A 25,465-nucleotide genomic window follows, 5' to 3' on the forward strand; every position below is an offset into this window, starting at 1 on the left:
AAAACAGACCAAATGGCGCGAAATTACTTCGCGCCATTCAGTGGTTTCTGTAAATCAAATTCTACCGGTCCGGACCGGCTTTGTCAGTATCCCAGTACCGTCCGGAACGCGCCGTTCGCCCGATCCGCCGCATCCTGCAGAGCGGGTGCCGACGGACCCGCGCCGAGGATCTCCCGCGAGCTCGCCGGTACGACGTTCCGCACCGCCGACCCGAAGACCTTCGTCAGCCCCTCGGCCGTGCCACCTTGGGCGCCCAGACCCGGCGCCAGGAGCGGGCCGCGGATGTCGAGGTCCTCGTCAGTGGACGCAATGGTCGCGCCGACGACGGCACCGAACGAACCGAGAGCGCCCGGGCCGGCGTCACCGAGGTCGCTCGTGTTCAGTTCACGCAGACCATCCAGCACCGCACCGGCCACCGTCGGACCGGCGGCCGTCCGCGCGGACTGGAACTGCGGGCCTTCCGGATTGGAGGTCAGCGCGAGGACGAACAAACCCGCACCCGCCGAACGCGCCTCGTCGATGGCCGGCTGCAGCGAGCCGAAGCCGAGGTACGGGCTGACGGTGAGGGCGTCACACGCCAAGGGGCCCTTCTCGGCGAGGTACGCAGAGGCATAGCCGGCCATCGTCGATCCGATATCACCGCGCTTCGCGTCGATGATCACCAGCGCGCCCGCCTCCCGCAGCCGGATCGTCGCCTGCTCGAGGACGGCGATCCCCGCCGACCCGAAGCGCTCGAAGAACGCGGACTGCGGCTTGAACACCGCGACCCGGTCGGCGAGTGCGTCGACGACGCCGTACGTGAAGGACGCCAGGCCCTCCGGCGTGTCCGGCAGGCCCCACTGCTCGAGCAGGTGGGCGTGCGGGTCGATCCCCACGCACAGCGGTCCGCGGGCATCCATGGCGGCCCGGAGCCGGGTGCCGAAGGGTTCGTTCCTCATGTCAGTCTCCATGGGTTGTCAATCCTCGGTTGATGCGGCGGATGAGGCCAGGCCCGCGGTAGATCAGCCCGGTGTACACCTGGACAAGACTCGCGCCGGCATCGAACAGCCGGGTGGCGTCGGAGGGTTCGAGGATGCCGCCGACCCCGATGATCGGCAGTGCGCCCTGCGTCTCCGCATGGATGTGTGCGACCGTCTTGGCCGCGATCTCGGCCAGCGGCCGCCCCGACAACCCGCCGGCCTGCGAAGCCAGCGGATGCTCCGAGACGCCCGGCCGGCCGATGGTCGTGTTGGTCGCGATGATCCCCGCGACGCCGACGTCGGTGCAGACCTGCAACAGCTCGTCGATCGCCGAGGTGGTGAGGTCCGGCGCGATCTTCACCAGGATCGGCTTCCCGCTCAGCCCACCGGCGCTCAACGACAACGCCTCGTCGCGCAACGCGGTCAGCAACTCCCGCAGGTGCCCGGCGTCCTGCAACTCCCGCAACCCTGGCGTGTTCGGCGACGACACATTCACCGCGAAGTAGTCGCCGTACCGATAGAGCCGCCGTAGCGAGGTCACATAGTCCTCGACCGCCTCGTCGAGCGGCGTCACCTTCGACTTCCCGATCGAGATCCCCAGCGGATATCCCAACGGCCCGTACGCCGCCAACCGCTCGGCCAACGCCGAGGAGCCGAGGTTGTTGAACCCCATCCGGTTGATCACTGCCTCGTGCTCCACGAGCCGGAACAACCGCGGTTTCTCGTTCCCGGGCTGGGGATGCGCGGTCACCGTGCCGACCTCGACGAACCCGAAGCCCACGGCCCGCCAGGACCGCAAGGCGATCCCGTTCTTGTCCATCCCGGCCGCCAGACCCACCGGCGAGGGGAACCGGAGACCGAAGACCGTGCGGGGCAGGGCGGATCCGAACAGGCGGGCGCCGGCCGCTGCGGCACCCGGAACGCGGCCGAGGAGGCGGAGGCCCGCGAGCGTCTGCTCGTGCGCGACCTCCGCATCGCCCTTGCCCAGCCGGTACAGGACCGGCCGCACAACCCGCCTATACACCGCGGATCCTCGGCACCCAGTCCTGCAGCGACCGTACGCCGATGTCCCCGGCCTGCTGCGCCTCGATCCCCTGTACGGCGGCCGCGAGCCCTTGCACCGTGGTGATGCAGGGGATGTTGCGCGCCACCGCCGCGCTCCGGATCTCGTACCCGTCCAGCCGCGGCGAACCGCCCTTCGTGATGCCGATCGGCGTGTTGACGATCAGGTTCAGCTCGCCGTCCTGGACCATCTGGACGATCGTCGGCTCACCGTTCGGGCCGGGGCCTTGGCTGCTCTTGCGGACCGTGACCGCCTCGACCCCATTGCGCCGCAGGACGTCCGCCGTCCCTTCGGTCGCGTAGATCTGGAAGCCGAGGTCGGCCAGCCGCTTGACCGGGAAGATCATGTGCCGCTTGTCCCGGTTGGCGACCGACACGAACACCTTGCCCGTACCCGGCAGCGGCTGCGAGGCCCCCGCCTGCGACTTGGCGAACGCCGTACCGAAGGTGTCGTCGATGCCCATCACCTCGCCGGTGGACCGCATCTCCGGCCCGAGCACGGTGTCGACCGACGCACCGTCGATGGTCCGGAACCGGTTGAACGGCATCACGGCTTCCTTCACCGCGATCGGCGTCGAGGTCGGCAGCGTGCCGCCATCGCCCTCGGCCGGCAGCATGCCCTCGGCCCGCAGCTCGGCGACCGTCGCCCCGAGCATCACGCGGGCCGCCGCCTTGGCCAGCGGGGTGCCGGTCGCCTTCGACACGAACGGCACCGTCCGCGAGGCCCGCGGGTTCGCCTCCAGCACGTAGAGCACGTCCCCGGCCAGCGCGTACTGCACGTTCAGCAGACCCCGGACGCCGACTCCGCGCGCGATCGCCTCGGTCGACTTCCGGATCTTCTCGATGTCGGCGTTCCCGAGCGTGATCGGCGGCAGCGCGCACGACGAATCGCCCGAGTGCACCCCGGCCTCCTCGATGTGCTCCATCACGCCGCCGAGGAACAACTCGTCGCCGTCGAACAATCCGTCCACGTCGATCTCGACCGCGTCGTCGAGGAACCGGTCGATCAGCACCGGATGCTCGAACGCCTCACCACCACCGAGCCGCTCCAGCGCGGCACTCAGCTCGGCCGTGCTGTAGACGATCTCCATCCCGCGCCCGCCGAGCACGTACGACGGCCGCACCAGCACCGGGAACCCGATCTCCTCGGCGATCACGTGCGCCTCGTCGGCCGACAGCGCCGTACCGTGCTTCGGCGCCGGCAGTGCCGCGTCCGCGAGCACCTTGCCGAACGCACCCCGCTCCTCCGCCAGGTGGATGGCGGCCGGCGACGTCCCGACGATCGGTACGCCGGCGTCCGCGAGCCGCTGCGCCAGCCCGAGTGGGGTCTGGCCACCGAGCTGCACGATCACACCGGCGACGGGGCCGGCCTGCATCTCGGCGTACACGATCTCGAGCACGTCCTCGCAGGTGAGCGGCTCGAAGTACAGCCGGTCGGAGGTGTCGTAGTCGGTCGAGACCGTCTCCGGGTTGCAGTTCACCATCACCGTGCAGTAGCCGGCCTCGCGCAGCGCCATCGACGCGTGCACACAGGAGTAGTCGAACTCGATCCCCTGCCCGATCCGGTTCGGCCCGGACCCGAGGATCAGCACGGCCGGGGTATCCCGCGGTGCGACCTCGGTCTCCTCGTCGTACGACGAGTAGTGGTACGGCGTCTCGGCCTTGAACTCGGCCGCACAGGTGTCGACCGTCTTGAAGACCGGCCGGATCCCGAGGGCCTGGCGGACGCCACGAACGACGTCCTCGGTCAGCCCGCGGATCTCGGCCAGCTGCAGGTCCGAGAACCCGTGGCGCTTGGCCAGCTTGATCACCTCGGGCGTGAGCCGTGGCGCGGCCGCGACCTGCAGCGCGGTCTCATGGATGAGGTAGAGCTGATCGACGAACCACGGATCAATGCGAGTGTTGTCGAAGATCTGCTCCGGCGTCGCACCGGCCCGGATCGCGTCCATGACGGTCCGCAGCCGGCCGTCGTGCGGGGTTTTGATTGCCTCCAGCAACGGTTCGAGGTCGGTCGCGGGCGAGCCGGCCCAGGAGAACCGGGCCTCCGGCTTCTCCAGCGAGCGCAGCGCCTTCTGCAGCGCCTCGGTGTAGTTGCGGCCGATCGCCATCGCCTCGCCGACGCTCTTCATGTGCGTGGTCAGCGTGGCGTCCGCGGCCGGGAACTTCTCGAACGCGAACCGCGGCACCTTCACCACCACGTAGTCCAGCACCGGCTCGAAGCTGGCCGGCGTCTGCCGGGTGATGTCGTTCGGGATCTCGTCCAGCGTGTAGCCGATCGCGACCTTGGCCGCGATCTTCGCGATCGGGAAGCCGGTCGCCTTCGACGCCAGCGCGGACGACCGCGACACCCGCGGGTTCATCTCGATCACGATCAGCCGGCCGTCGGCCGGGTTCACCGCGAACTGGATGTTGCAGCCGCCGGTGTCGACGCCGACCTCGCGGATGATGCCGATGGCCAGGTCCCGCATCACCTGGTACTCGCGGTCGGTCAGGGTCATCGCCGGCGCGACCGTGACCGAGTCGCCGGTGTGCACACCCATCGGGTCGACGTTCTCGATCGAGCAGATGATCACGACGTTGTCGGCCTTGTCGCGCATCACCTCCAGCTCGTACTCCTTCCAGCCCAGGATCGACTCCTCGATCAGCACCTCGGTGGTCGGGCTGGCGTGCAGGCCGGCGCCGGCGATCCGGCGCAGGTCGGCTTCGTCGTACGCCATGCCGGAGCCGACGCCGCCCATCGTGAACGACGGCCGCACCACCAGCGGGTAGCCCAGCTGGCCGGCCGCGCCGAGGACGTCGTCGATCGTGTGGCAGATCTGCGACCGCGCGACCTCCGCCCCGAGCTTCTCGACGATGTGCTTGAACGACTCGCGGTTCTCACCACGCTGGATCGCGTCGACGGACGCGCCGATCAGCTCCACGCCGTACTTCTCGAGTACGCCGTTGTCGTGCAGGGCGATCGCCGCGTTCAGCGCGGTCTGGCCGCCGAGGGTCGCGAGCAGCGCGTTCGGGCGCTCCTTCTCGATCACCTTCTCGACGTACTCCGGGGTGATCGGCTCGACGTAGGTCGCGTCGGCGAACTCCGGGTCCGTCATGATCGTCGCCGGGTTGGAGTTCACCAGGACGACCCGGAAGCCCTCTTCGCGCAGCACCCGGCATGCCTGGGTGCCGGAGTAGTCGAACTCGCAGGCCTGACCGATCACGATCGGACCGGAGCCGATCACGAGGACCGACTCGATGTCTGTACGCCGCGGCATCAGGCCCGCCCTTCCATTTGCTCAGAATGGACAGTCATCAGTTCGACGAAGCGATCGAAGAGGTAGGCCGAGTCATGTGGACCGGCCGCCGCCTCCGGGTGGTACTGCACGGAGAACGCCAGCACCCGACCGTCCTTGCCCGTCAGCCGCAGACCCTCGACCACGTTGTCGTTCAACGACACATGCGACACCTCAGCCGTGCCGTAGGGAGTCTCGACAGGGCCATCCAGCGGCGCATCCACAGCGAATCCGTGGTTCTGCGCGGTGATCTCCACCTTGCCGGTGGCCCGGTCGAGCACCGGCTGGTTGATCCCCCGGTGTCCGTACTTGAGCTTGAACGTGCCCAGCCCGAGCGCCCGCCCGAACACCTGGTTGCCGAAGCAGATCCCGAAGTACGGCTTGCCTCGCTGCAGCAGCTCCTTGAGCAGCGTGGTCGGGTGCTCGGTGGTCTCCGGGTCGCCCGGGCCGTTGCTCATGAAGATGCCGTCCGGGTTCACCGCGAGTACGTCGTCCAGCGACGCGGTGGCCGGCAGCACGTGCACCTCGATGCCACGCTCGGCCATCCGCTTCGGCGTCATCGACTTGATCCCGAGGTCGAGCGCCACCACGGTGAACCGCTTCTCGCCCTCGGCCGGGACCACGTACGTCTCGGCCGTCGTGACCTCGTCGGCGAGGTCGGCACCGGCCATCGGCGGCTGCTGCAACACCTTGTCCAGCAGGGCTTGTGGGTCGAGGACCTCGGTCGAGATCCCGGCCCGCATCGCACCGCGCTCACGCAGGTGCCGGGTCAGCGCCCGGGTGTCGATCCCGGAGATCCCGACGATCCCCTGGCCCTTCAGCTGGTCGTCGAGCGTGCGGGTGGCCCGCCAGTTCGACGGCACCCGGGCCGGGTCGCGGACGACGTACCCCGCGACCCAGATCTTCTGTGACTCGTCGTCCTCGTCGTTCACCCCGGTGTTGCCGATGTGCGGCGCGGTCTGGGTGACGATCTGCCGGTGGTACGACGGGTCGGTCAGCGTCTCCTGGTAGCCGGTCATCCCGGTGGTGAACACCGCCTCGCCGAACGTCTCCCCGGTCGCCCCGTACGACGTACCGGCGAACGACCGGCCGTCCTCCAGGACCAGCAATGCGGGCTGGCTCATCTTTGCTCGGCTCCGATCAGAGTCGCGATGGATTCGGTCAGGGTGGCGGTGTCGGCCTTGCGGCGGGGCCGGAAGCCGGTGTCCAGCTCGTGGCCGTCGTGGTTCCACGTGACCACCACGAGGCCGGACTTCTCCGCCGTCACCTTGCCGGCGATGCCACGGTCGGTCCGGACCCCGGTCAGGTGGTCCACGGGGATGAACACGTCCGCCGCGCCCTGGCGGTGGAAGATCAGGCCGGCCTCACTGACGGCCAGGTCCGCGGTACTGCGGACGCCAAGTTCGTGCACCGCGACCCGGTCCATCCAGTCGCCGGCCGTCGTGGTCGCCACGTAGACACCCTCGACACCCTTCGTCTTGTCATCAGCAGGCACCTCCGGAAGGGGTGGCAGATCGGCCTGCCGGGCCTTGCGGTTCCGCCAGCCCCGGAGCATGCCGTAGTAGGCGACCGCCAGGATCAGCAACGTGCCCAGAATGCCCAGGAAGGCCTTCACCGGGCCAGCTTTCCGTCCAGGACGGTCGGCGTACCGCGCAGGAACGTCGCGATGACCTTGCCCGGCAGCGTCATCCCGTCGAACGGAGTGTTCCGCGACAGCGACGCCGACTCCCGTGGCTCGACCGCCTTCTCCACCGACGGATCCACGAGCACCAGGTTGGCCTGCGCACCGGCTTCCAGCGGGCGGCCGTGATCGCTGATCTGCCCGATCGCGGCCGGCCGGTAGCTGAGCTTCTCGGCCACGTCGGCCCAGGTCATCAGCTTCGTGTCGACCATCGCGTGCTGAACCACACTGAGCGCGGTCTCCAGGCCGGTCATCCCGAAGGCGGCCGCGCTCCACTCACAGTCCTTGTCCTCGACCGGGTGCGGCGCGTGGTCGGTGGCGACGATGTCGATCGTCCCGTCGGCCAGACCCTCGCGGACGGCCTCGACGTCCTCCTTGGTCCGCAGCGGCGGGTTCACCTTGAAGACCGGGTTGTAGGAGGCGGCCAGGTCCTCGGTCAGCAGCAGGTGGTGCGGGGTGACCTCGGCGGTCACCTCGAGCCCGCGCCGCTTCGCCGCCCGGACGATCTCCACCGAGCCCTTGGTGGACAGGTGGCAGATGTGCAGCTTCGAGCCGACGTGCGCGTTCAGCAGGATGTCGCGGGCGATGATCGCCTCCTCGGCGACACTCGGCCAGCCGGTCAGGCCGAGAACGCCGGAGAGCGCACCCTCGTTCATCTGCGCGCCCTGGGTCAGCCGCGGCTCCTGCGCGTGCTGGGCGATCGTGCCGCCGAACGCCTTCACGTACTCGAGCGCCCGGCGCATCAGGGCGGCGTCCCAGACGCAGTCGCCGTCGTCGGAGAACACTCGGACACGCGCGGCCGAGTCCGCCATTGCGCCCAGCTCGGCGAGCTGGGTCCCCTTCCGGCCGACCGTGACCGCGCCGATCGGGTAGACATCGGCGTACCCGGCTTCGCGGCCGAGGCGCCAGACCTGCTCGACGACGCCCGCGGTGTCGGCGACCGGATCGGTGTTGGCCATCGCGAACACCGCGGTGAACCCGCCCATCGCCGCCGCCCGGGTGCCCGTGAGTACCGTCTCGGCGTCCTCCCGGCCAGGCTCCCGCAGGTGCGTGTGCAGATCGACCAGGCCCGGCAGCGCGATCAGCCCTTGCGCGTCGATGATCTCGGCATCGGCCGGCGCCTCGAGGTTGGTGCCGACAGCAACGATCTCGCCGTTGTCGATCAGCAGATCCGCCACCTCACAGCCGATGATGCTCGATCCGGTGATCAGGTACGCGGTCATGCGGTCTGCTCCTCTGTGGATTCGTTGCTGCCCGACAGCAGCAGGTAAAGGACCGCCATCCGGATGGCGACCCCGTTGGTGACTTGCTCGACGATGACCGAGCGGGTCGAGTCGGCGACGTCGGCGCTGATCTCCATCCCGCGGTTCATCGGGCCGGGGTGCAGCACGATCGCCTCGTCCGGCAGCTGCGCCATTCGGTGCACGTCGAGCCCGTAGCGGCGGGTGTACTCACGGGCGCTCGGGAAGAACGCGTCGTTCATCCGCTCCCGCTGCACCCGCAGCATCATCACCGCGTCACTCTTGGCCAGCGCGCCGTCCAGGTCGTACGACGTCGCGCACGGCCAGCTCGTCATGTCGACCGGCAGCAGCGTCGGCGGCGCGACCACGGTCACGTCGGCGCCGAGCGTCGCCAGCAGCAGCACGTTGGACCGGGCGACCCGGGAGTGCAGGACGTCGCCGACGATCGTGATCCGGCGGCCCTCCAGCGAGCCCAGGTGCCGCCGCATCGTGAAGGCGTCGAGCAGCGCCTGGGTCGGGTGTTCGTGGGTGCCGTCGCCCGCGTTCACCACCGAGCCGGTCATCCAGCCCGAGGTCGCCAGCAGGTGCGGAGCCCCGGACGATCCGTGCCGGCAGACCACGCCGTCGGCGCCCATCGCCTGCAAGGTCAGCGCGGTGTCCTTCAGGCTCTCGCCCTTGCTCACGCTCGACCCCTTGGCCGAGAAGTTGATCACGTCCGCGGACAACCGCTTGGCAGCCGCCTCGAACGAGATCCGCGTCCGGGTGGAGTCCTCGAAGAACAGGTTCACCACCGTGCGCCCGCGCAGCGCGGGCAGTTTCTTGATCGGCCGGTCGGCCAGCGACCGCATCTCCTCGGCGGTGTCCAGGATCAGGTTCGCCTCGTCCCGGCTCAGATCCCCCGCGCTCAACAGGTGCCTCATCACGCCTTCACCCCCGGGGTGGTCTTGTCGGCGATCAGGACCGCGTCGGTCCCGTCGTACTCCGTCAGGTGGACGGTGACGCGCTCGACCAGCGAGGTGGGCAGGTTCTTGCCCACGTAGTCGGCGCGGATGGGCAGCTCGCGGTGGCCGCGGTCGACCAGGACCGCGAGCTGGACGGCGCGCGGCCGGCCGATGTCGCCGATCGCGTCGAGGGCGGCGCGGATCGTGCGGCCGGAGAACAGGACGTCGTCGACCAGGACGACGACCTTGCCGTCGATGCCGCCGGGCGGGATGTCGGTGTGTTCCAGGCCACGCGGCGGTTTGAGACCGATGTCGTCGCGGTACATGGTCACATCGAGTGACCCTGTCGGCACGCTCTGCCCCTCAACCGCCGCGATCCGGGCGGAGATGCGTGCGGCCAGACCGACGCCTCGGGTGGGGATGCCGAGCAGGACGACCGGGTCTGCGCCGCGGTTGCGCTCGAGGATCTCGTGGGCGATCCGGGTCAATGCCCGGGAAATGTCGGAAGCGTCCAGAACCGTGCGCGGCGCTGGTGTCAGCGGCTGCGCGACGTCTGGAGTCTCTGCGCTCTGGGCAGGGCTCATCGCTACCGTTCCTCCTTTCCCGCCTCTCTGGACGGGTCTTTAAAGGACGTTCGGACCGGTTGACATGGTATCGGATGTGACACGCCGTCTTGACGCTGGCCTCGCACCCGGAATATTGTTACTCTGTGTAATCGAGGGGGGTTTCACCTACCGGCCCGTTCCGGCGGGCCGGACATGACGAAACTAGTCGGAGGGAAGAACCAGCGTGCCTAGCGAATACGCGAAGACACTGGGTGGCAAGTTACGTGCCATCCGCCAGCAGCAAGGGCTGTCGCTGCATGGCGTGGAAGAGAAGTCCAAGGGTCGCTGGAAGGCGGTCGTCGTCGGCTCGTACGAGCGCGGCGATCGAGCCGTCACGGTCCAGAAGCTCGCGGAGCTCGCCGATTTCTACGGCGTGCCCATCCGTGAACTGCTTCCTGGCTCGGCCAGCGCGGCGGCTGCGGCCGCTGCTCCGCCCCGGTTGATCCTCGACCTGGAGGCTCTGCAACACCTCGACGCGAGCGAGGCCGGTCCGCTGACGCGGTACGCGGCCACGATCCAAGCTCAGCGTGGGGACTACAACGGCAAGGTGCTGTCGATCCGTCAGGACGACATGCGCACGCTCGCCGTGATCTACGACGAGTCGCCGACGACTCTGACCGAGCGCTTCATCTCCTGGGGTGTGCTGAACCCAGAGGCGAAGGGTGACGTCGAGGAGTCCGAGGCAGCCGGCGCCTAACGGCTCCGGAGGAGGCAGCAGAGACGGTCGGGGCTCGTAGCAGCTGGCCCACGGCCGCCCGCCTCCCAGAACAACGGCACACTACGGGGACGTAGAGCCGGCCCGGGACCGTACCGAGACGGTCACCGGGCCCTGTTTCCCGGAGGGCTCGCCCCCCTCGTCCCTCAGACGCCCAGCGTGGGCTTCAGCTGCAGCAGTCTGGCCAGCAGGCCGTTGACGAACGCCGGCGACTCGTCGGTGGACAGATCGCGCGCCAGCGCCACCGCCTCGCTCACCGCGACCACGTCCGGCACCTGGTCGTCGAACAGCAGCTCGTAGGTCCCGATCCGCAGGATGTTCCGGTCGACCGCGGGCATCCGGTCCAGCGACCAGCCCACCGAGTGGGTCTCCAGCAGGTCGTCGATCACCTCGCTGTGCTTCGCGACGCCCTCGACCAGCGCCACGGTGAACTCGTTCACCGGCGGATCGTTGTCGGCCACGCGGTCGGCCAGGGTGCCGCCGACCGGCAGTCCCCTGACCTCGGACTCGAACAGCACGTCCAGTGCGCGCTTGCGGGCCTTGCTACGGGCAGACATGTTCTGTTGTCAGCTCTCTCGCCGGGTCGTCAGGAGGTGACGCGGCCGAGGTAGTCCCCGGTGCGGGTGTCGACCTTGACCTTCTCGCCAGTGGTCAGGAACAGCGGGACCTGAATGGTGTAGCCGGTCTCCAGCTTGGCCGGCTTGGTGCCGCCGGTGGACCGGTCGCCCTGCAGGCCGGGCTCGGTGTACTCGACCTGGAGCTCGACCGAGGCCGGGAGCTCGACGTACAGCGGGAGGTCGTCGTGCACGGCCACGATGGCGTCCTGGTTCTCCAGCAGGAAGTGGACGGCGTCGCCGACCACCTCGGGCTGCAGCAGCAGCTGGTCGTAGGTGCTCTTGTCCATGAACACGTACGCCGAGCCGTCGTTGTACAGGTACGTCATGTCACGCTTGTCGACCGTGGCCACATCGACCTTGACGTCGGCGTTGAAGGTCTTGTCGACCACCTTGCCGGACAGCACGTTCTTCAGCTTCGTCCGGACGATGGCGCCGCCCTTGCCCGGCTTGTGGTGCTGGAACCACACGACGGACCACAGCTGCCCTTCCAGGTCGAGCACCATGCCGTTCTTGAGGTCGTTCGTCGATGCCACGCGGGTATGCCCTTCGAATTCGATCAGCGGTAACACCGGATTGTAGCGTTCACACCGGTTTCCTCCGATTCCGCGGCCCCGGTGGGCCGTAGGCTGGCAGTCCAGACCGACAAGGCGGCGCCGGGAGGCAGCGATGACGGGGTTCGTGATCTTCGTCGTGGTGATGATCGTCGTGGGCCTGATCAACAAAGCCAAGCAGCAGTCGGCGAAGCCCAGCGGTACGCCGAGCCCGCGCGTACAGAAGCTGCTCGAGCGGATCCAGGCCCAGCAGGGCGGCAACCAGCCGGTCCGGTTCCAGGGTCAGTTCACTCAGCCGCAGCACCCCGGGCAGCCCGCTCCGGTCGCGCAGGCACCGATCCAGCAGTACCAGCCGCCGGCGACCTGGCTGCCCTCGAATCAGCCGCCCGCGCACCGCCCGCCGCAGAACAACCTTCCCGCGCCGAGGCAGGATCTCGACACCCGGGTGCGGCAGTTGATGAGCAACGGCAGCGAGGTCGGTGCGATCCGGCTGTTGTGCGACGAGCAGGACCTGGGCATCCTCGAGGCCCAGAAGTACGCCCGTGCCCTGGTCACCCCGGCCGGCACCGCCCGCTCGTCATCAGGTGGGGATGCCGAACCGGAGGAGGAGTCGCGGTACGTCGGCTCGGCCGCGTTCGCCGAGTCGATCTTCGACCTGGACCGCGACGAGGAGGTCTGGGCCAGCGGTTGGGTCGACACCCCCGAGCCCGACGACCGCTCCGACATCGACGAGCTCTGGCAGACGGTCCGCAACCCACCGCGCCCCGGCGTCACCCTGTCCAGCTGACGGTGATGTGAGTGTTCCGCCGAGGGATCCGAAAGCCCGGCGGAGGCTCGTCGCCGACCACATGCACCTGGAACGCCGGCCCCGGACCACGCCGGTGGTGCACGTCCCAGATCCGCAGCTGATCGATCATCCGGTCGATCAGGTCACGCGCATCCGGGCCATAGCCGGTGAACCCGAGCTCCACGAACGACTCCGGACCATGCCGGAGGGGACGGCAGCACAAGTAGGCCACGCTGTCGCCGGTCGCCACCGCCGCCGCTCCCGCGCGTGGCGCGGCGACACCAGGTAGCTCACCGGACAGAACGCAGTACCCGGGCAGTGTGGTCGCGAGCCAGAGGTTCAGATCGAGCAGTGGCTCCTCGCGGTCCACCACGACACCTGACCACACCTGCTCCGGCGGCTGCGCCAGTACGCCGTCGCACGGATGCGCCTCGATCTCCTGGTCCTCGTCGAAGCAGAGACCCAGCCGGTCTCCCGCGATCGGGACCAGCCGTTCGTAGTTCGCGCCGGCGCCCTGCATGGAGACGAACCCGCACAGCGTCGTCGACCGGCTCTCCAGATGGCCGTCCACCCGGTCGAACGCGATCGAACGCGTCTGTCCCCGCACCCGCAGCGGTACGACGATCCGCCCGCCGGGCCGCAGCTGGTCGATCCAGGCCGTGGCGATGTCCCACGCCGTCACAGTCACCACGATCCGGTCGTACGGCGCCTCATCGGGTACGCCGTACTCGCCGTCCGCACGCACGACCCCGACATCGTCGTACCCGGCCAGGTCCAGCAACGCCCGCGCTCGCTCGGTCACCTCCGGGTCGATGTCGACCGTGGTCACGGATCCGCCTGGTCCGGCCAGCTCCCGGAGCAGCGCCGCGTTGTAGCCACCGGACCCGATCTCCAGCACGCGATCACCAGGCCGGATCCCGGCCTGCTCGATCATCAGCGCGACGATGCTCGGCTGTGAGACCGAGCTGATCACCACGCCTGCTTTGTTCCGCTTCATCAGCACGACGTCGTCGGCGTACGCGATCTCGAGTGGTGCGTGCGGGACGAACAGATGCCGCGGCACCGCCCGGAAGGCGGCCGCCACCCGCTCGTCCCGAATGGTGCCTTCAGCAACCAATTGCCGGGCGAGGGCCGTCCGCAGCGACTCCGCCTGCGCCGAGTCGTTGCGGAGGACTGCCATGGCGACTCAGTCCCGCTTGTCGCCGAGGGACTCCAGCAAGGTCCGCAGCAGTCCGGCGAGCTGCTTCTGCTCGTCCGCCGGCAAACCGGCGAGCAGTTGATGTTCGGTATCGACATGGGTCGGGAGTACTGCGTCGATCAGCCGCAGCCCCTCGGCGGTCAGAGTCACCCGGACCCCGCGCCCATCGGTCTCGCTGGGCGCCCGGGTGACCAGGCCGCGCGCCTCCAACCGATCAAGCCGTTGACTGATCGCTCCGGACGTCACCATCGACGAGTGCATCAGACCGGCCGGCGTCAGGCTGTGCTCGGAGTTGCTGCGGCGCAGGGTCGCCAGTACGTCGAAGGACGCCCGGTCGAGGTCGTGCCGGGCGAAGTTCCGCCGCAGCTCGCCGTCGAACAGTTGGCTGAGCCGGCTCAGCCGGCCGATGACGCCCATCGGCGACGCGTCGAGGTCAGGCCGCTGCTCGCTCCACTGGTCGAGCACCAGGTCGACGTGATCTGCCATCCTCCCAGCCTAGTACCGGATTGCTTAGCGGTGAGGGATTGAAACTTGCTTAGCGCTGAGATACTTTGTCTTAGTGCTAAGCAATCGACTCGCTCTTCTCCTGACCACGGCGATCACGCCGCTGCTCTGGGGCACGACGTACCTGGTCACCACCGAGCTCCTTCCGCCGCACCGTCCGCTGCTCGCCGCCCTGCTTCGGGCACTGCCGGCCGGGCTGCTGCTGGTCGCGATCACCCGCACGCTGCCGCGCGGCGACTGGTGGTGGCGCTCACTGATCCTCGGCACGCTCAACATCGGTGCCTTCAACGCACTGCTCTTCGTCGGCGCCTACCGGCTCCCGGGCGGCGTGGCTGCGACAGTCGGCGCGATCCAGCCGCTCCTCGTTGCCTTGCTCTCGACCGGACTGCTGCGTGAACGCCTGTCGCTGCGGACTGTCCTCACTGCGATCGCCGGCATCTGCGGTGTCGGCCTGCTGGTCCTCCGAGCCAACGCGCACCTCGACACGTGGGGCGTGGTCGCGGCGCTTGGTGGAGCAGTCGTGATGGCTCTCGGCGTCGTACTGAGCAAGCGGTGGACGTCGCCCGCTCCCCTGCTCGCCACTACCGGCTGGCAACTCGTCGCCGGCGGCGTGGTGCTGCTCCCGGTCGCCTTCCTGGTCGAGGGAGCACCACCCGCGTTCACCCTGCAAAACCTCGCCGGCTACTCCTATCTGACGATCATCGGCTCCGCGGTCGCATATGCACTCTGGTTCCGCGGCCTGCGCGACCTGTCCCCCACCGACGTCACCTTCCTCGGCCTACTGAGCCCGGTCATGGCAACTACCCTCGGCTGGCTAGTACTGGACCAGCGCCTAACCCCCACCCAAGCCCTCGGCGCCTTGATTGTCCTCACCGCCCTCATCACCGCCCAGGTACGCCGAACCAGGAAGACGCCGGCCACTCCGGCCCCCGTCCTAGCCTCCGTGGGCTCCTAGATCAGGCCTTCGCGGAGGGCGTAGGCGACGGCGTGCGAGCGGTTCTTCAGTTGCAGGCGGCTGGTCACGTCGTGGAGGACGTTCTTCACCGTCCGCTCCGAGTAGGACAGCTCGCGGGCGATCTCCTCGGTGTCCTTGCCGTCGGCCACCAGCCGCAGTACTTGCGTCTCACGGTCGGACAGCCCGGTGTGGGACAACCCGCGCGGTGCCGGCACGTGCCGCTGCATGCGCGACACCTGACCGAGCAACCGGCCCAGCAGATCCGGCGGCAGGCTGCCGTCACCCGCGGCGGCGGCCTGCAGCAGGTGCACGATGCGGTCGGCCGTCGCCTCGGAACGCCGAAGTACGCCGGACACCCCCAGCTCGACCGCGGTCATCAGCGCGTCGTCGTCGATCGTGCTGCCGATCAGCACCGTCCGACGACATCCCCGCTGGGTTGCCGCCCGGAGAACCTGCACGGCCCCGGCGTCCAGCGAGTCGACGGCGACCAACGCGACCACTGGCGGGGTGGTGCGCTGGTCGGCCGGGCTCTGCTGCAGCGCCGCCAGGTCGGCATCATTGATCAGCGCGACCTCCGGCCGCTGCCTGAGCGCATGCACCAGCCCGAACTGCGACAGCGGGTCAAGCGCCTGCACCCAGACCGGAATACGGTGTTGCGTCGTCATACTCGTCACTCCCCCGTTTCACCAGCGTCTCACCCGGATAGATGCCCGAAAGGGCACTTTGGTTATCCGGAGAGCTCACTCCGCAAGAGTGGTGAGCGCTCGCAGGGCGAGGCGGTAAGAGTTCACGCCGAAGCCGGCGATGGTGCCCGTGGCCACACCGGCGACCACGCTCGTGTGGCGGAACTCCTCGCGGGTGGCCGGGTTGGTCAGGTGGATCTCGATCAGCGGAGCCGTGCGCTGGGCGATCGCGTCGCGCAGTGAGTAGGAGTAGTGGGTGAACGCGGCCGGGTTCAGCACCACCGGGATCTTCCCGTCGGCGGCCTCGTGCAGCCAGCCGACCAGCTCGGCCTCGTCGTCGGTCTGCCGCACGTCGACCTCGAGCCCGAGCTCGGCGCCCGCCTTCTCACACTCGCCGACCAGCTCGGCGAACGTCGTCGACCCGTACTTCTCCGGCTCCCGCGACCCCAACCGTCCCAAGTTCGGCCCGTTCAGCACCAGCACTCGCCTGCTCACATCCGTCACCCACCCCACCCTAGAGCCCAGCGGTCAGGGAGTTGTAAGCGGTGATGGCCTCAGCCCGAGCCGTTGGGTGGTAGACGTCGGCCGCGGTCCCGGAGCTCACCGCCTGCCAGTTGCGGCGGCTGAGGACCTGATGGACGGAGATCAGGCAGGCCGCGGTGATCTCGGCGCGGAGGTCATGGCCGAGGGCAACCGCGAGCGCCTGCTGGTCGCCGGCGACGAACCGGGTCAGCCGGCCTTCGAGGGCGGGGGTGGTGAAGACGAGGTTGTTGTAGGCGAGGACGGCGGGATGGTCGTTGAGACCGGTGACCGGGTCGCGACGGTCGAGGCCGGCGAGGAAGTGGTCGCGGAGGGCCTCGATCGGGGAACCTTCGGCGGCTTGGACGACGCGCGCGGCTTCGTGCTGGTGGTCGGCGATGCGATGCAGGACGAGGTCCTGCTTGGTCGGGAAGTACTTGAAGAGCGTGGGCTTGGAGACGTTGGCGGCCGCGGCGATGTCGGTGACCGAGACCTCGTCGAAGCCGTGCTCGAGGAAGAGCGTGATCGCCGCCTCGGAGAGGGCGTCGTGGGTCTGCTGCTTCTTGCGGGCGCGGAGTCCGGTCACGGCGCTATGTTAACTTAGTCAGAAGATTGACTGGGTTAACTTTTCGAGGAGCGCGATGCGGGAGCTGAACGGAGAGCGCGAGTACGCCGAGAGGTGCCGGGAAGCGTTGCGGCGGATGGTGGCGGGCGCGCGGGAGAACGTGGTGGTCGGTGAGGACACCTGGGGCGATCGGTACACGGCCGAGCGGCTCGGGTTCTACCTCAAGACAATCGCGCGGGACCTGGGCGAGGAGGGCGACAACCCACCGTTCTTCGGGCTGATCGCCTACAGCGCCGCTGCTGGTGAAAACAGCCGCCAGACCTACTACCTCGGCCGCCGGCACATCTCGGACGCGATCGGACGGCCGCCGATGGTGATCGACTGGCGCGCGCCGGTGTCGACCGCCTTCTACCAGGCGTCCGCGGCCGAACCGCACGGCATCGCCACCCGTCGGCGCTTCGGCTGGTCGGCAACGACGCTGACCAGCTTCGAGGACGAGCACCTGGCCACCAGTACACCGGCCGGCGCAACCCAGTTGGCCGGAGCGAGTCAGTTGGTACGGCGGGAGATCGAGCGGGCTCGCGTCGGCCCGATGCGGGACATCGTCGCGACCATCCAGCCGGAGCAGGACGCGCTGGTGCGCACCGACCTCGACGTGTCGGTGTGCGTGCAAGGTGCACCGGGGACCGGCAAGACGGCGGTCGGCCTGCACCGGGCCGCCTACCTGCTCTACGCGCACCGGTCGCGGCTCGAGCGGACCGGCGTACTCGTACTTGGGCCGAACCGAGCGTTCCTGCATTACATCTCCGCGGTGCTGCCGACCCTCGGCGAGGTCGACGTGGAGCAGACGACGATCGACGCGCTGCTGGACACCGCGATCCGCAGCACCGACGAACCCACAGCCGCTGCGGTCAAACACGATCCACGGATGGCCGACGTACTGCGCAACGCCGTCTACGCCAGGGTGAAACGGCCGAACGAAGCTGTGGTCGCTGCGGACGACTCGTACAAGTGGCGGGTCAACCAGCACGAGTTCGAGGAGATGGTCACCGAGGCCCGGGCGGAGACGCCGGCGTACCTGCTCGGCCGCGAGCGAGTGATCGCGCGGATCGTCGCCGCACTCCAACGACAAGCCGAAGCACGCGGCCAGAACTGCAACGCCGCCTGGCAACGCCGGATGGCCCGAGCGGCGAAGCCGTACGTCGAGGTGGTCTGGCCGATCGTCAAGGCCGACGAGGTCCTCGCCGAACTGCTCAGCGACCCCGATCTGCTCGCCACCACGGCAGACGGCATCCTCACGTCAGACGAGCAACGAGCTATCGCCTGGCCGCGACCTCGCAAGGCGAAGAGTGCGCGCTGGACCGCCGCCGACGTCGTCCTGCTCGACGAGCTGAGCGCCCTGCTCGAACGCGGCCCGACGTACGGCCACGTGATCGTCGACGAAGCGCAGGACCTCTCCCCCATGCAATGCCGCGCGATCGCCCGCCGCAGCGAACACGGCTCGATCACCGTGCTCGGCGACCTGGCCCAAGGGACGACGCCCTGGGCCGCAACAGAGTGGCCGACGCAACTAGCCCACCTCGGGAAGCCGACGGCAACAACCGTCGCCCTGACCATCGGCTATCGAGTCCCGGCGGCGGTCGTGGAGATCGCCAACCGACTGCTCACGCCACTCAAGGTCTCCGTGCCACCCACCACGTCGTTCCGCTCCGACGGCCACCTGGCGGTCAGCCGAGTCGACGATCTGCCGACCGCCTGCGTCGCCGCCGTCGAAGCAGCCCTCACCCGGGAAGGCTCGATCGGTGTGATCGCCGCAGATCACCAGATCGCTTCACTCGCCGACGTACTCAAGGCCGCGCGGATCGAAACGGTCCCGCCCGACGGCGACGGCCGGGTCACCGTCGTACCCGCGAGCCTCGCCAAGGGCCTCGAGTACGACCACGTGATCGCCGTCGAACCCGCCGAGATCGTCACCGCCGAACCCCGCGGCCTGAACCGCCTCTACGTCATCCTGACCAGAGCGGTGTCGAGACTGGACGTCCTGCATCACCTCGAGCTCCCGCCGGAGCTGGATTACCAGGGTGCGCCTGGGCCGCCCATGCGTTTGGCGTAGGGCGAGCCTTGGGTCAGGTCGCCGCGGTGGATGGGTTTGCCGGTGAAGGCGGAGGCGTAGATGGCGGCGGCCAGCTCGATGGTGTTGCGGGACTCGGTGAGGGTGACCGGGGCCGGCGTACCGGCATCGAGGGCGTCGAGGATCGCCGCCAGCTGCGCGGGATGTCCGCTCTGGACGTCGGGAAGGTCCGTCGACCACGCGTCGGCGACCTCCTCGTGCCCGGGCGCGGGCGTGATGGTCCAGTCGGGGTTCTGGTACCCGTACAGGTGCTCGAGCTCGACGGTCGCGTTCTCGCAGTCGAAGCGCAGCTCGGACGTCTGCCGGGCCGACACCAGCGAGTTGACGATCGACGCGACCGCCCCGTTCTCGAAGGTGACCATCGCCATCGACACATCCTCGGTCTGCGTCGGCCGCGCCTGGCGGGCGGCGAGCGCGGTCACCTTCTCCCACGGACCGAGGATCGACAACAGCAGGTCGTACTGATGGATCCCGTGCCCCATCGTCGGCCCGCCACCCTCGACCTCGAAGGTCCCGCGCCACGGTACGGCGAAGTACGCGTCGTCCCGGTACCACACGGTGTTGCACAGAGCAACCAACGGCCGGCCGAGGACGCCGTCCGCGAGCAGTTGCCGCAGCCGCACCGCACCGGATCCGAACCGGTGCTGGAACACGCACGCCACCTGCGCCGCCGACTTCCGCTCGGCCTCGAGCAACGTGTCCAGCTCGTCGAGCGACAGCGTCGGCGGCTTCTCCAGGAAGACGTTCACGTCGGCCGCCAGGCACTCCGCCGCCAACGGCACGTGCGTGCTGGGCGGCGTACAGAGGTGGACGAGGTCGACGTCGCCGGCCTCGAGGAGTGCGGTCAGGCTCGGGTACACCGCGGGGATGTCCCACTGGTCCGCGAACGCCTTGGCCCGGTCGAGGTCGACGTCGACGCCGGCGACGAGCTCGGCCCGGTCCGGCAGCGAGGTCACTGCGCGAGCATGCGACGCGGCGATGCCGCCGGTGCCGACGATTGCGATCCGGTACTTCCGGTCAGCCATATGGAAAGCCCTTTCCGAGGGATTCCCACCATCCTTGGCCGGTGTCACTCCAGAGACAAGGCCGTGCCCGGCATGTGACCGGATCCGGTCAGCTGATCTCGGCGTACGCCGCCACGAGCAGACTCGGATCGGGAGCCTCGAGGATCGTCGGCTTGGCCAGCGCGTCGAGGATGACGAAACGCAGCCGGTCCGCCCGGGTCTTCTTGTCGAGCTTCATCGCGTCCTGCAGATGCGACCAGGCGTCGGCCCGGTAGCTGACCGGGAGGCCGAGCGACTCCAGCACAGCGCGATGCCGGTCGGCGGTCGCGTCGTCGAGGCGACCGGCCGCGCGGGCCAGCTCGGCGACGAAGACCATGCCGATGCTGATCGCGGCACCGTGCCGCCACTTGTACCGCTCGAGCCGCTCGATCGCGTGGCCGAGCGTGTGCCCGTAGTTGAGCGCCTCGCGGCCGATCGCTCCGCCGACGCTCGTGGTCCGCTCACGCAGGTCGGCCCCGACCGTGTCGGCCTTCACCTGGATGGACCGCGCGATCAGCTCCTCGGTCCCGTCGTACGACGGACTGCTCGCGCCGGCCGGATCCTTCTCGACCAGGTCGAGGATCACCGGATCCGCGATGAACCCGCACTTCACCACTTCAGCCAGACCGCTCACGTAGTCGTTGCGCGGCAGGGACTCCAGCGCAGCCAGGTCGCACAGCACGCCGGCCGGCTCCCAGAACGCGCCGACCAGGTTCTTCCCCTCGGCGGTGTTGATCCCGGTCTTCCCGCCGACGGCCGCGTCGACCATCCCGAGCAGCGTTGTCGGGATGTGCACGACCTTCACGCCCCGCAGCCAGGTCGCCGCGACGAAGCCGGCCAGGTCGGTCGTCGTACCGCCACCGATACTCACGATCGCATCGGAACGCGTGAAGCCAGCCTGACCGAGGACGGACCAGCAGTACGCCAGCACCTCCGCGGTCTTGGCCTCCTCGGCATCCGGGATCTCGATCGCGTGCGCGGTGTACCCGGACGCGGTCAGGTCATCGCGGATCGCGTCGCCGCTCGTTCGCAGCGCTCGCGGGTGGATGACGGCGACCCGCTGGACGCCGTCGCCCAGCAGACCCGGCAGTTCACCGAGCAGGTTGTTGCCGATGACAACGTCGTACGGCGCGGCCGCGGCGACCCGGATCCGGGTCGGCTGGTCACTCATCCGCGGGCTCCCAGCTGGCCGAGGATCTCGTCGGTGATCTGCTCCGGCGTCTTTCCGTCGGTGACCACCGTCAGCTTGGCGACCTCGGCGTACAGCGGTCGCCGGGCCTCCATCAGGTTGCGCAGCTGAGTCCGGACGTTGCCCAGCAGCAGCGGCCGGGCGACCCCGAGACCGACGCGCTTCGCCGCCTCGCCGAGGCTGACGTCGAGGAAGACCACGGTGTGACCGGCCAGGTCCGCACGGGTGTCCGGGTCGAGGATCGCGCCCCCGCCGAGTGACAGCACCTCGCCGGAGTCGGCGAGCGCGGCCACGATCGCAGCCCGCTCCAGCGCGCGGAAGTGTGGCTCACCCGAGTCGACGAAGATGTCCGAGATCGGCTTGCCCGCGGCGGTTTCAATATCGGTGTCGGTGTCGCGGTGCCGTGCGTGCAGCCGCTCGGACAGCAGTGCGGCGACGGTCGACTTGCCCGAACCGGGCGGGCCGACGAGAACGACGAGGGGACTCACTGCTCTGCCCACTCCCGCGGTGTGATGGTCTTCGGGAGGTTGGCGAGGTACGACTGGTGGTTGCGCGCGGTCTCCGGCACCGAGTCGCCGCCGAACTTCTCCAGCGAGACCTCAGCCAGCACCAGCGCGACCATCGCCTCGGCGACGATGCCCGCGGCCGGTACGGCGCAGACGTCGGAGCGCTGGTGATGCGCGGACGCCGCCTCGCCGGTCGTGGTGTCGATCGTGCGCAACGCACGCGGCACGGTCGCGATCGGCTTCATCGCGGCCCGGACCCGCAGCGTCTCTCCGGTGCTCATGCCGCCCTCGGTGCCGCCCGAGCGGCCGCTGGTCCGGCGGATGGTGCCGTCTTCGGCGACGATCTCGTCATGCGCCAGCGACCCCGGCGTGCGGGCCAGCTCGAACCCGTCGCCGAGCTCGACGCCCTTGATCGCCTGGATGCCCATCAGCGCACCGGCCAGCTTGGAGTCGAGCCGGCGGTCCCAGTGCACGTAGCTGCCGAGGCCCGGCGGGAGTCCGTCGACCACCACCTCGACCACGCCGCCGAGCGTGTCGCCGGCCTTCTGCGCGGTGTCGATCTCGGCGACCATCGCCTTGCTCGCGTCCGCGTCCAGGCACCGCACCGGATCCGCGTCCAGCTTCGCGACATCGTCGTACGCCGGGATCACGCCGTACGGGGCCTTCACCGTGCCGAGCTCGACCACGTGGCTGACGATCGTCACGCCGTACGCCTGGCGGAGGAAGCGGGCCGCGACCTCACCGAGCGCGACCCGGGCCGCGGTCTCGCGGGCGCTTGCGCGCTCGAGCACCGGGCGGGCCTCGTCGAAGCCGTACTTCTGCATGCCGGCCAGGTCCGCGTGCCCCGGCCGCGGGCGGGTCAGCGGTGCGTTGCGGGCCAGCTCCGCCAGGGTCTCGGGGTCGACCGGATCGGCCGACATCACCTGCTCCCACTTCGGCCATTCGGTGTTGCCGACCTGGATCGCCACCGGGCTGCCGAGCGTCAGCCCGTGCCGGAACCCGCCGAGGAACGTCACCTCGTCCCGTTCGAACTTCATCCGGGCGCCGCGGCCGTACCCCAGCCGACGACGAGCCAAGGCGTCGGCCACGTCATCCGTGGTGATCTGGACGCCTGCGGGAAGACCTTCGAGTACGGCGACGAGCGCTTGTCCGTGCGACTCGCCGGCGGTGAGCCAGCGCAGCATGGCGCAATCCTCCCACGCCCGTCCCACCCTCCAGACGCCGGTCTCACGTCAGCGGCAGGTCTCGGTGTCCTGGCTCGGGCCGCCGCGGAGGGTGAGGACGGCGTTGAAGGTTTTCACGATCGGTGAATCGTCGCAGGAGGTCGAGGCACTGGCTGCTTGACCGCCGGCGATCGCGGCGCCGGTGAGCGCAGTGGTGGCGAGGGCCGCCGCGGCCAGGCGCCCGGCGGTACGACGGAATGCGGGGGTCATCATGCCCTCCTTGACGAGTCGGTTGCCTGCTACCAACGACCGTAGAAGCCGGGAGCCGCCGGCGAACTGGCTCTGGAACCCGTCTTGGGGGTAGCGCTGACACCACCCTGGATAGGGTTCTGGCATGACTCGGGTGGCGGAGGAGACGTGGCGGGCGCGGGTGCGCGGGTGCCTGCTGGGCGGGGCGATCGGGGACGCGCTGGGCGGACCGGTGGAGTTCCAGGACGGCCGGTCGATCGTGGCCGACCACCCCGACGGGGTCCGCGACTTCAGCTCTGGGGCTTGGCCGCCGGGGACGATCACCGACGACACGCAGATGACGTTGTTCACGATGGAGGGCCTGATCCGGGCCAGTGTCCGGACCGATCGCGGCCTCGGCTTCACGGTGGCGGTCGTACAGCACGCGTACGACCGCTGGCTGGACACCCAGACCCTGAGCGGCCCGAGTGGCGACTACGGCCCACACACCACCTGGACCACCCGCTACCCCGGCTGGTGATGACTATCCGGTATAAAGCCGCTCCAATGGAGCGCCCAGCAGCACCCCTGCCAGCGCGCCAACCAGCATGAACGGGCCGAACGGGACCATCTGCTTTCGGGTCATCACTTTGCCGACGATGAGCGCGATGCCGACCAGGGCGCCAAGGAAGAAGCCCCCGTACAGGCCGCTGGCGAACTGCCCCCAGCCCAGCCAGCCGAGTGCGAGCCCGAGCAACCCGGACAGCCGGACGTCACCGAACCCGACGCCGCGAGGAAACGCGAACCAGAGCACGTAGAACACCGCGAACCCGATCGCACCCGCGATCACCGCCCGCCGCAACGATCCCCACTCCCCCGACACCAAGGCCGCGCCGAGCAACGCCAGCCCAACGACCAGGTACGACGGCCAGATGATCACCGACGGCAGATACCGCGTCCGTGCGTCGATGTACCCGAGCACCGCCCCGGCCACGGTCAACAACAACCACGCCGGCAACACAGCGGAGATCCCGAGCAGCCAGCCCAGCAGTCCCCCGGCCACCGCCGCCAGACCGCCACACCAGTACGCCGCTCGCCGACCGGCCAGCGCGGCGTACGGGACCTTCGTCTCGCCCTCTTCCAGCACCGGCTCGGGGATGTTCCGCATCAGCCAGGGCCCGAGGACGTACGCCGCCGGCCCGCAGAGGACCACGCCGATCCCTGCGGCGAGCAACGCGTTGTCAGCCGGCACGATCCAGGAGCCTAGACGATTCCCGGACTGCCTACGCGCGCCCTGTGGACGACCGCCGGACGAGCACCCGGGCAATCACCGCCGCACCCACACCGAGCAGCAACATGACACCGACGAGCACACCGATCGTGCTCCAGAATCCGTCGTTCTTGGTGACGTAGTTGATCCGCTGGAACTCGTCGTCGGTCGCCGCCGGCGCGAAGGTGAAGTCGTCGGTGATCCGGCTCGGGTCGCGATAGGTGACCGTGTACGCGGTCAGATAATCGGCAGGCCTCGTCAAGGAGTCGTCCTCGACCCGGCCGGCGTACAGCAACTCCGGCTTGACGTCCGCGTCCGGCAGTTTGGTGGCGTCGACCCGATGCGCGGAGGCGACGTACACCGTCACGGTCTGCGTGGTGGTCGCGCCCTTGCTCAACCGCATCGGGTACACGATCCGGTCCGATGCGAACGTCAGCCGCAGTGGCGGCGTCGCTCCACTCAGGCTCTCGCCGTCCTGCCGCGGCGCGAGCTTCACCGCGACGATCTCCCACTTCTCCGTCAGGTACGGCGTGAGGTTCGCCGCCAGCGTGGCCGGTACGACGTACCCGTTCGTGCGCAGCCAGTCCGTCACCGCGGAACCGCTCGACCCGCCGATCCGCGCGACCTGGAACGGCCCGAGCACCATCTGCTGCCGCACATTCACGCCGGAGCCGGCACCGGGAGCCGCGCCGGCATAGTCACCGCGACTCCCCAGGATGCCGAGGTCCCGAAACGGCCAGTAGGTCTTGCGGATCACGGTCTTCGGCCGCGTCAGCATGTCCAGCCGGTAGAACAGCCCGGTCTCACCGAGCTCCACCTTGGCCGCGGCGGGCACCGGCATGATCCAGGCCGCCTTCTTCGACGATCCGTTGATCGCCATCGAGAGCGTGATCTTCTCGGTCCCCGCGTCGTGCTCGACCAGCGCGTTCTCGCCGTACGCGCGGGCGCGCGACTCCGCGTCGGGCAGGTAACCGCCGCACGCACACGCCCACGCGGGCGTCACGCCGGCCGCGACGAATCCGACGGCCAGCACCCCTGCGACGACCCGCCAAAGCTTCACGGCGGAAGACTAGCTAC

General features: G+C 69.2%; 27 protein-coding genes. 5 read left to right on the plus strand and 22 right to left on the minus strand.

Going from position 1 to position 25,465, the window contains the following annotated elements; genetic code table 11:
* Positions 1–83: 83 nt before the first annotated feature.
* The 8 genes from pyrF to pyrR are packed head-to-tail and all read right to left on the minus strand — an operon-like array spanning position 84 to position 9,743.
* Positions 84–938, minus strand: coding sequence for an orotidine-5'-phosphate decarboxylase (pyrF, locus tag ACZ3HV_RS23220; protein WP_465687063.1), 855 nt, complete (start codon positions 936–938; stop codon positions 84–86).
* Between the two features lies 1 nt (position 939).
* Positions 940–1,983, minus strand: coding sequence for a quinone-dependent dihydroorotate dehydrogenase (locus ACZ3HV_RS23225; RefSeq protein ID WP_465687064.1), 1,044 nt, complete (start codon positions 1,981–1,983; stop codon positions 940–942).
* On the minus strand, positions 1,976–5,278 hold the full coding sequence (gene carB / locus ACZ3HV_RS23230; protein WP_465687065.1) for a carbamoyl-phosphate synthase large subunit: 3,303 nt from the start codon (positions 5,276–5,278) through the stop codon (positions 1,976–1,978). Before carB ends, ACZ3HV_RS23225 begins: the two co-directional genes overlap by 8 nt.
* Positions 5,278–6,420 carry a glutamine-hydrolyzing carbamoyl-phosphate synthase small subunit gene (gene carA / locus ACZ3HV_RS23235; protein ID WP_465687066.1) on the minus strand — a complete coding sequence of 381 codons (1,143 nt, stop codon included), beginning with the start codon at positions 6,418–6,420 and terminating at the stop codon, positions 5,278–5,280. Before carA ends, carB begins: the two co-directional genes overlap by 1 nt.
* Complete coding sequence (locus ACZ3HV_RS23240; protein ID WP_465687067.1) at positions 6,417–6,911, minus strand: PH-like domain-containing protein; 495 nt, start codon at positions 6,909–6,911, stop codon at positions 6,417–6,419. Before ACZ3HV_RS23240 ends, carA begins: the two co-directional genes overlap by 4 nt.
* Complete coding sequence (locus ACZ3HV_RS23245) at positions 6,908–8,200, minus strand: dihydroorotase (RefSeq protein WP_465687068.1); 1,293 nt, start codon at positions 8,198–8,200, stop codon at positions 6,908–6,910. Before ACZ3HV_RS23245 ends, ACZ3HV_RS23240 begins: the two co-directional genes overlap by 4 nt.
* The gene (locus ACZ3HV_RS23250; protein WP_465687069.1) at positions 8,197–9,138 is read right to left on the minus strand and encodes an aspartate carbamoyltransferase catalytic subunit; all 942 of its coding nucleotides are present in this window, start codon (positions 9,136–9,138) and stop codon (positions 8,197–8,199) included. Before ACZ3HV_RS23250 ends, ACZ3HV_RS23245 begins: the two co-directional genes overlap by 4 nt.
* The gene (gene pyrR, locus ACZ3HV_RS23255; RefSeq protein WP_360375264.1) at positions 9,138–9,743 is read right to left on the minus strand and encodes a bifunctional pyr operon transcriptional regulator/uracil phosphoribosyltransferase PyrR; all 606 of its coding nucleotides are present in this window, start codon (positions 9,741–9,743) and stop codon (positions 9,138–9,140) included. Before pyrR ends, ACZ3HV_RS23250 begins: the two co-directional genes overlap by 1 nt.
* Positions 9,744–9,948: 205 nt before the next feature.
* Here pyrR and bldD point away from each other — a divergent pair, with 205 nt between their 5' ends.
* Positions 9,949–10,461: a transcriptional regulator BldD gene (gene bldD / locus ACZ3HV_RS23260; protein ID WP_026163359.1), complete on the plus strand. Its 513-nt coding sequence runs from the start codon at positions 9,949–9,951 to the stop codon at positions 10,459–10,461.
* Positions 10,462–10,625: 164 nt separating this feature from the next.
* On the opposite strand, the gene nusB is transcribed toward bldD, so the two are convergent.
* A complete protein-coding gene (nusB, locus tag ACZ3HV_RS23265) occupies positions 10,626–11,036 on the minus strand; it encodes a transcription antitermination factor NusB (protein ID WP_360375262.1) in 411 nt (136 codons plus the stop codon).
* Positions 11,037–11,065: 29 nt separating this feature from the next.
* Positions 11,066–11,629, minus strand: a complete 564-nt coding sequence (gene efp, locus ACZ3HV_RS23270; protein WP_360375260.1) for an elongation factor P — start codon at positions 11,627–11,629, stop codon at positions 11,066–11,068.
* A 133-nt stretch (positions 11,630–11,762) separates the two neighbouring features.
* Here efp and ACZ3HV_RS23275 point away from each other — a divergent pair, with 133 nt between their 5' ends.
* The gene (locus ACZ3HV_RS23275) at positions 11,763–12,434 is read left to right on the plus strand and encodes a hypothetical protein (RefSeq protein WP_465687070.1); all 672 of its coding nucleotides are present in this window, start codon (positions 11,763–11,765) and stop codon (positions 12,432–12,434) included.
* On the opposite strand, the gene fxlM is transcribed toward ACZ3HV_RS23275, so the two are convergent.
* Positions 12,418–13,614 carry a methyltransferase, FxLD system gene (fxlM, locus tag ACZ3HV_RS23280; protein WP_465687071.1) on the minus strand — a complete coding sequence of 399 codons (1,197 nt, stop codon included), beginning with the start codon at positions 13,612–13,614 and terminating at the stop codon, positions 12,418–12,420. The two genes, ACZ3HV_RS23275 and fxlM, sit on opposite strands and share 17 nt — an antisense overlap.
* A 6-nt stretch (positions 13,615–13,620) precedes the next feature.
* Positions 13,621–14,118, minus strand: coding sequence for a MarR family winged helix-turn-helix transcriptional regulator (locus tag ACZ3HV_RS23285; RefSeq protein WP_465687072.1), 498 nt, complete (start codon positions 14,116–14,118; stop codon positions 13,621–13,623).
* A gap of 73 nt (positions 14,119–14,191) precedes the next feature.
* Between ACZ3HV_RS23285 and ACZ3HV_RS23290 the strand changes: the two genes are divergently transcribed.
* Positions 14,192–15,091, plus strand: a complete 900-nt coding sequence (locus tag ACZ3HV_RS23290; RefSeq protein ID WP_465687073.1) for an EamA family transporter — start codon at positions 14,192–14,194, stop codon at positions 15,089–15,091.
* Here ACZ3HV_RS23290 and ACZ3HV_RS23295 read toward each other — a convergent pair.
* The 3 genes from ACZ3HV_RS23295 to ACZ3HV_RS23305 all read right to left on the minus strand — a co-directional run bounded on the left by ACZ3HV_RS23295 (position 15,088) and on the right by ACZ3HV_RS23305 (position 16,879).
* Positions 15,088–15,756 (minus strand): LuxR C-terminal-related transcriptional regulator, encoded by a 669-nt coding sequence (locus tag ACZ3HV_RS23295; protein WP_465687074.1) that lies wholly within the window; start codon positions 15,754–15,756, stop codon positions 15,088–15,090. The genes ACZ3HV_RS23290 and ACZ3HV_RS23295 overlap by 4 nt on opposite strands.
* Positions 15,757–15,831: 75 nt before the next feature.
* Positions 15,832–16,269 carry a type II 3-dehydroquinate dehydratase gene (gene aroQ, locus ACZ3HV_RS23300; RefSeq protein ID WP_465687137.1) on the minus strand — a complete coding sequence of 146 codons (438 nt, stop codon included), beginning with the start codon at positions 16,267–16,269 and terminating at the stop codon, positions 15,832–15,834.
* 19 nt (positions 16,270–16,288) lie between these two features.
* Positions 16,289–16,879 (minus strand): TetR/AcrR family transcriptional regulator, encoded by a 591-nt coding sequence (locus ACZ3HV_RS23305; RefSeq protein WP_465687075.1) that lies wholly within the window; start codon positions 16,877–16,879, stop codon positions 16,289–16,291.
* A gap of 55 nt (positions 16,880–16,934) precedes the next feature.
* Between ACZ3HV_RS23305 and ACZ3HV_RS23310 the strand changes: the two genes are divergently transcribed.
* Positions 16,935–18,971 (plus strand): HelD family protein, encoded by a 2,037-nt coding sequence (locus ACZ3HV_RS23310; RefSeq protein WP_465687076.1) that lies wholly within the window; start codon positions 16,935–16,937, stop codon positions 18,969–18,971.
* Here ACZ3HV_RS23310 and ACZ3HV_RS23315 read toward each other — a convergent pair.
* The 5 genes from ACZ3HV_RS23315 to ACZ3HV_RS23335 form a co-directional block, all read right to left on the minus strand.
* The gene (locus ACZ3HV_RS23315; protein WP_465687077.1) at positions 18,932–20,014 is read right to left on the minus strand and encodes a Gfo/Idh/MocA family protein; all 1,083 of its coding nucleotides are present in this window, start codon (positions 20,012–20,014) and stop codon (positions 18,932–18,934) included. The two genes, ACZ3HV_RS23310 and ACZ3HV_RS23315, sit on opposite strands and share 40 nt — an antisense overlap.
* Positions 20,015–20,102: 88 nt before the next feature.
* Positions 20,103–21,203 (minus strand): 3-dehydroquinate synthase, encoded by a 1,101-nt coding sequence (aroB, locus tag ACZ3HV_RS23320; protein WP_465687078.1) that lies wholly within the window; start codon positions 21,201–21,203, stop codon positions 20,103–20,105.
* Positions 21,200–21,709, minus strand: coding sequence for a shikimate kinase (locus ACZ3HV_RS23325; RefSeq protein ID WP_465687079.1), 510 nt, complete (start codon positions 21,707–21,709; stop codon positions 21,200–21,202). The genes aroB and ACZ3HV_RS23325 overlap by 4 nt, the downstream gene beginning before the upstream one ends.
* Positions 21,706–22,911 carry a chorismate synthase gene (aroC, locus tag ACZ3HV_RS23330; protein WP_465687080.1) on the minus strand — a complete coding sequence of 402 codons (1,206 nt, stop codon included), beginning with the start codon at positions 22,909–22,911 and terminating at the stop codon, positions 21,706–21,708. The genes ACZ3HV_RS23325 and aroC overlap by 4 nt, the downstream gene beginning before the upstream one ends.
* A gap of 48 nt (positions 22,912–22,959) precedes the next feature.
* Positions 22,960–23,163: a hypothetical protein gene (locus tag ACZ3HV_RS23335; protein WP_465687081.1), complete on the minus strand. Its 204-nt coding sequence runs from the start codon at positions 23,161–23,163 to the stop codon at positions 22,960–22,962.
* A gap of 121 nt (positions 23,164–23,284) precedes the next feature.
* Here ACZ3HV_RS23335 and ACZ3HV_RS23340 point away from each other — a divergent pair, with 121 nt between their 5' ends.
* On the plus strand, positions 23,285–23,659 hold the full coding sequence (locus ACZ3HV_RS23340; RefSeq protein WP_465687082.1) for an ADP-ribosylglycohydrolase family protein: 375 nt from the start codon (positions 23,285–23,287) through the stop codon (positions 23,657–23,659).
* Positions 23,660–23,662: 3 nt separating this feature from the next.
* On the opposite strand, the gene ACZ3HV_RS23345 is transcribed toward ACZ3HV_RS23340, so the two are convergent.
* Both ACZ3HV_RS23345 and ACZ3HV_RS23350 read right to left on the minus strand, forming a co-directional pair.
* Positions 23,663–24,370, minus strand: coding sequence for a prepilin peptidase (locus ACZ3HV_RS23345; RefSeq protein WP_465687083.1), 708 nt, complete (start codon positions 24,368–24,370; stop codon positions 23,663–23,665).
* Positions 24,371–24,401: 31 nt separating this feature from the next.
* Positions 24,402–25,448 (minus strand): DUF2330 domain-containing protein, encoded by a 1,047-nt coding sequence (locus tag ACZ3HV_RS23350; RefSeq protein WP_465687084.1) that lies wholly within the window; start codon positions 25,446–25,448, stop codon positions 24,402–24,404.
* Positions 25,449–25,465 lie beyond the last annotated feature (17 nt).

It is taken from the genome of Kribbella sp. NPDC020701 (assembly GCF_055562215.1).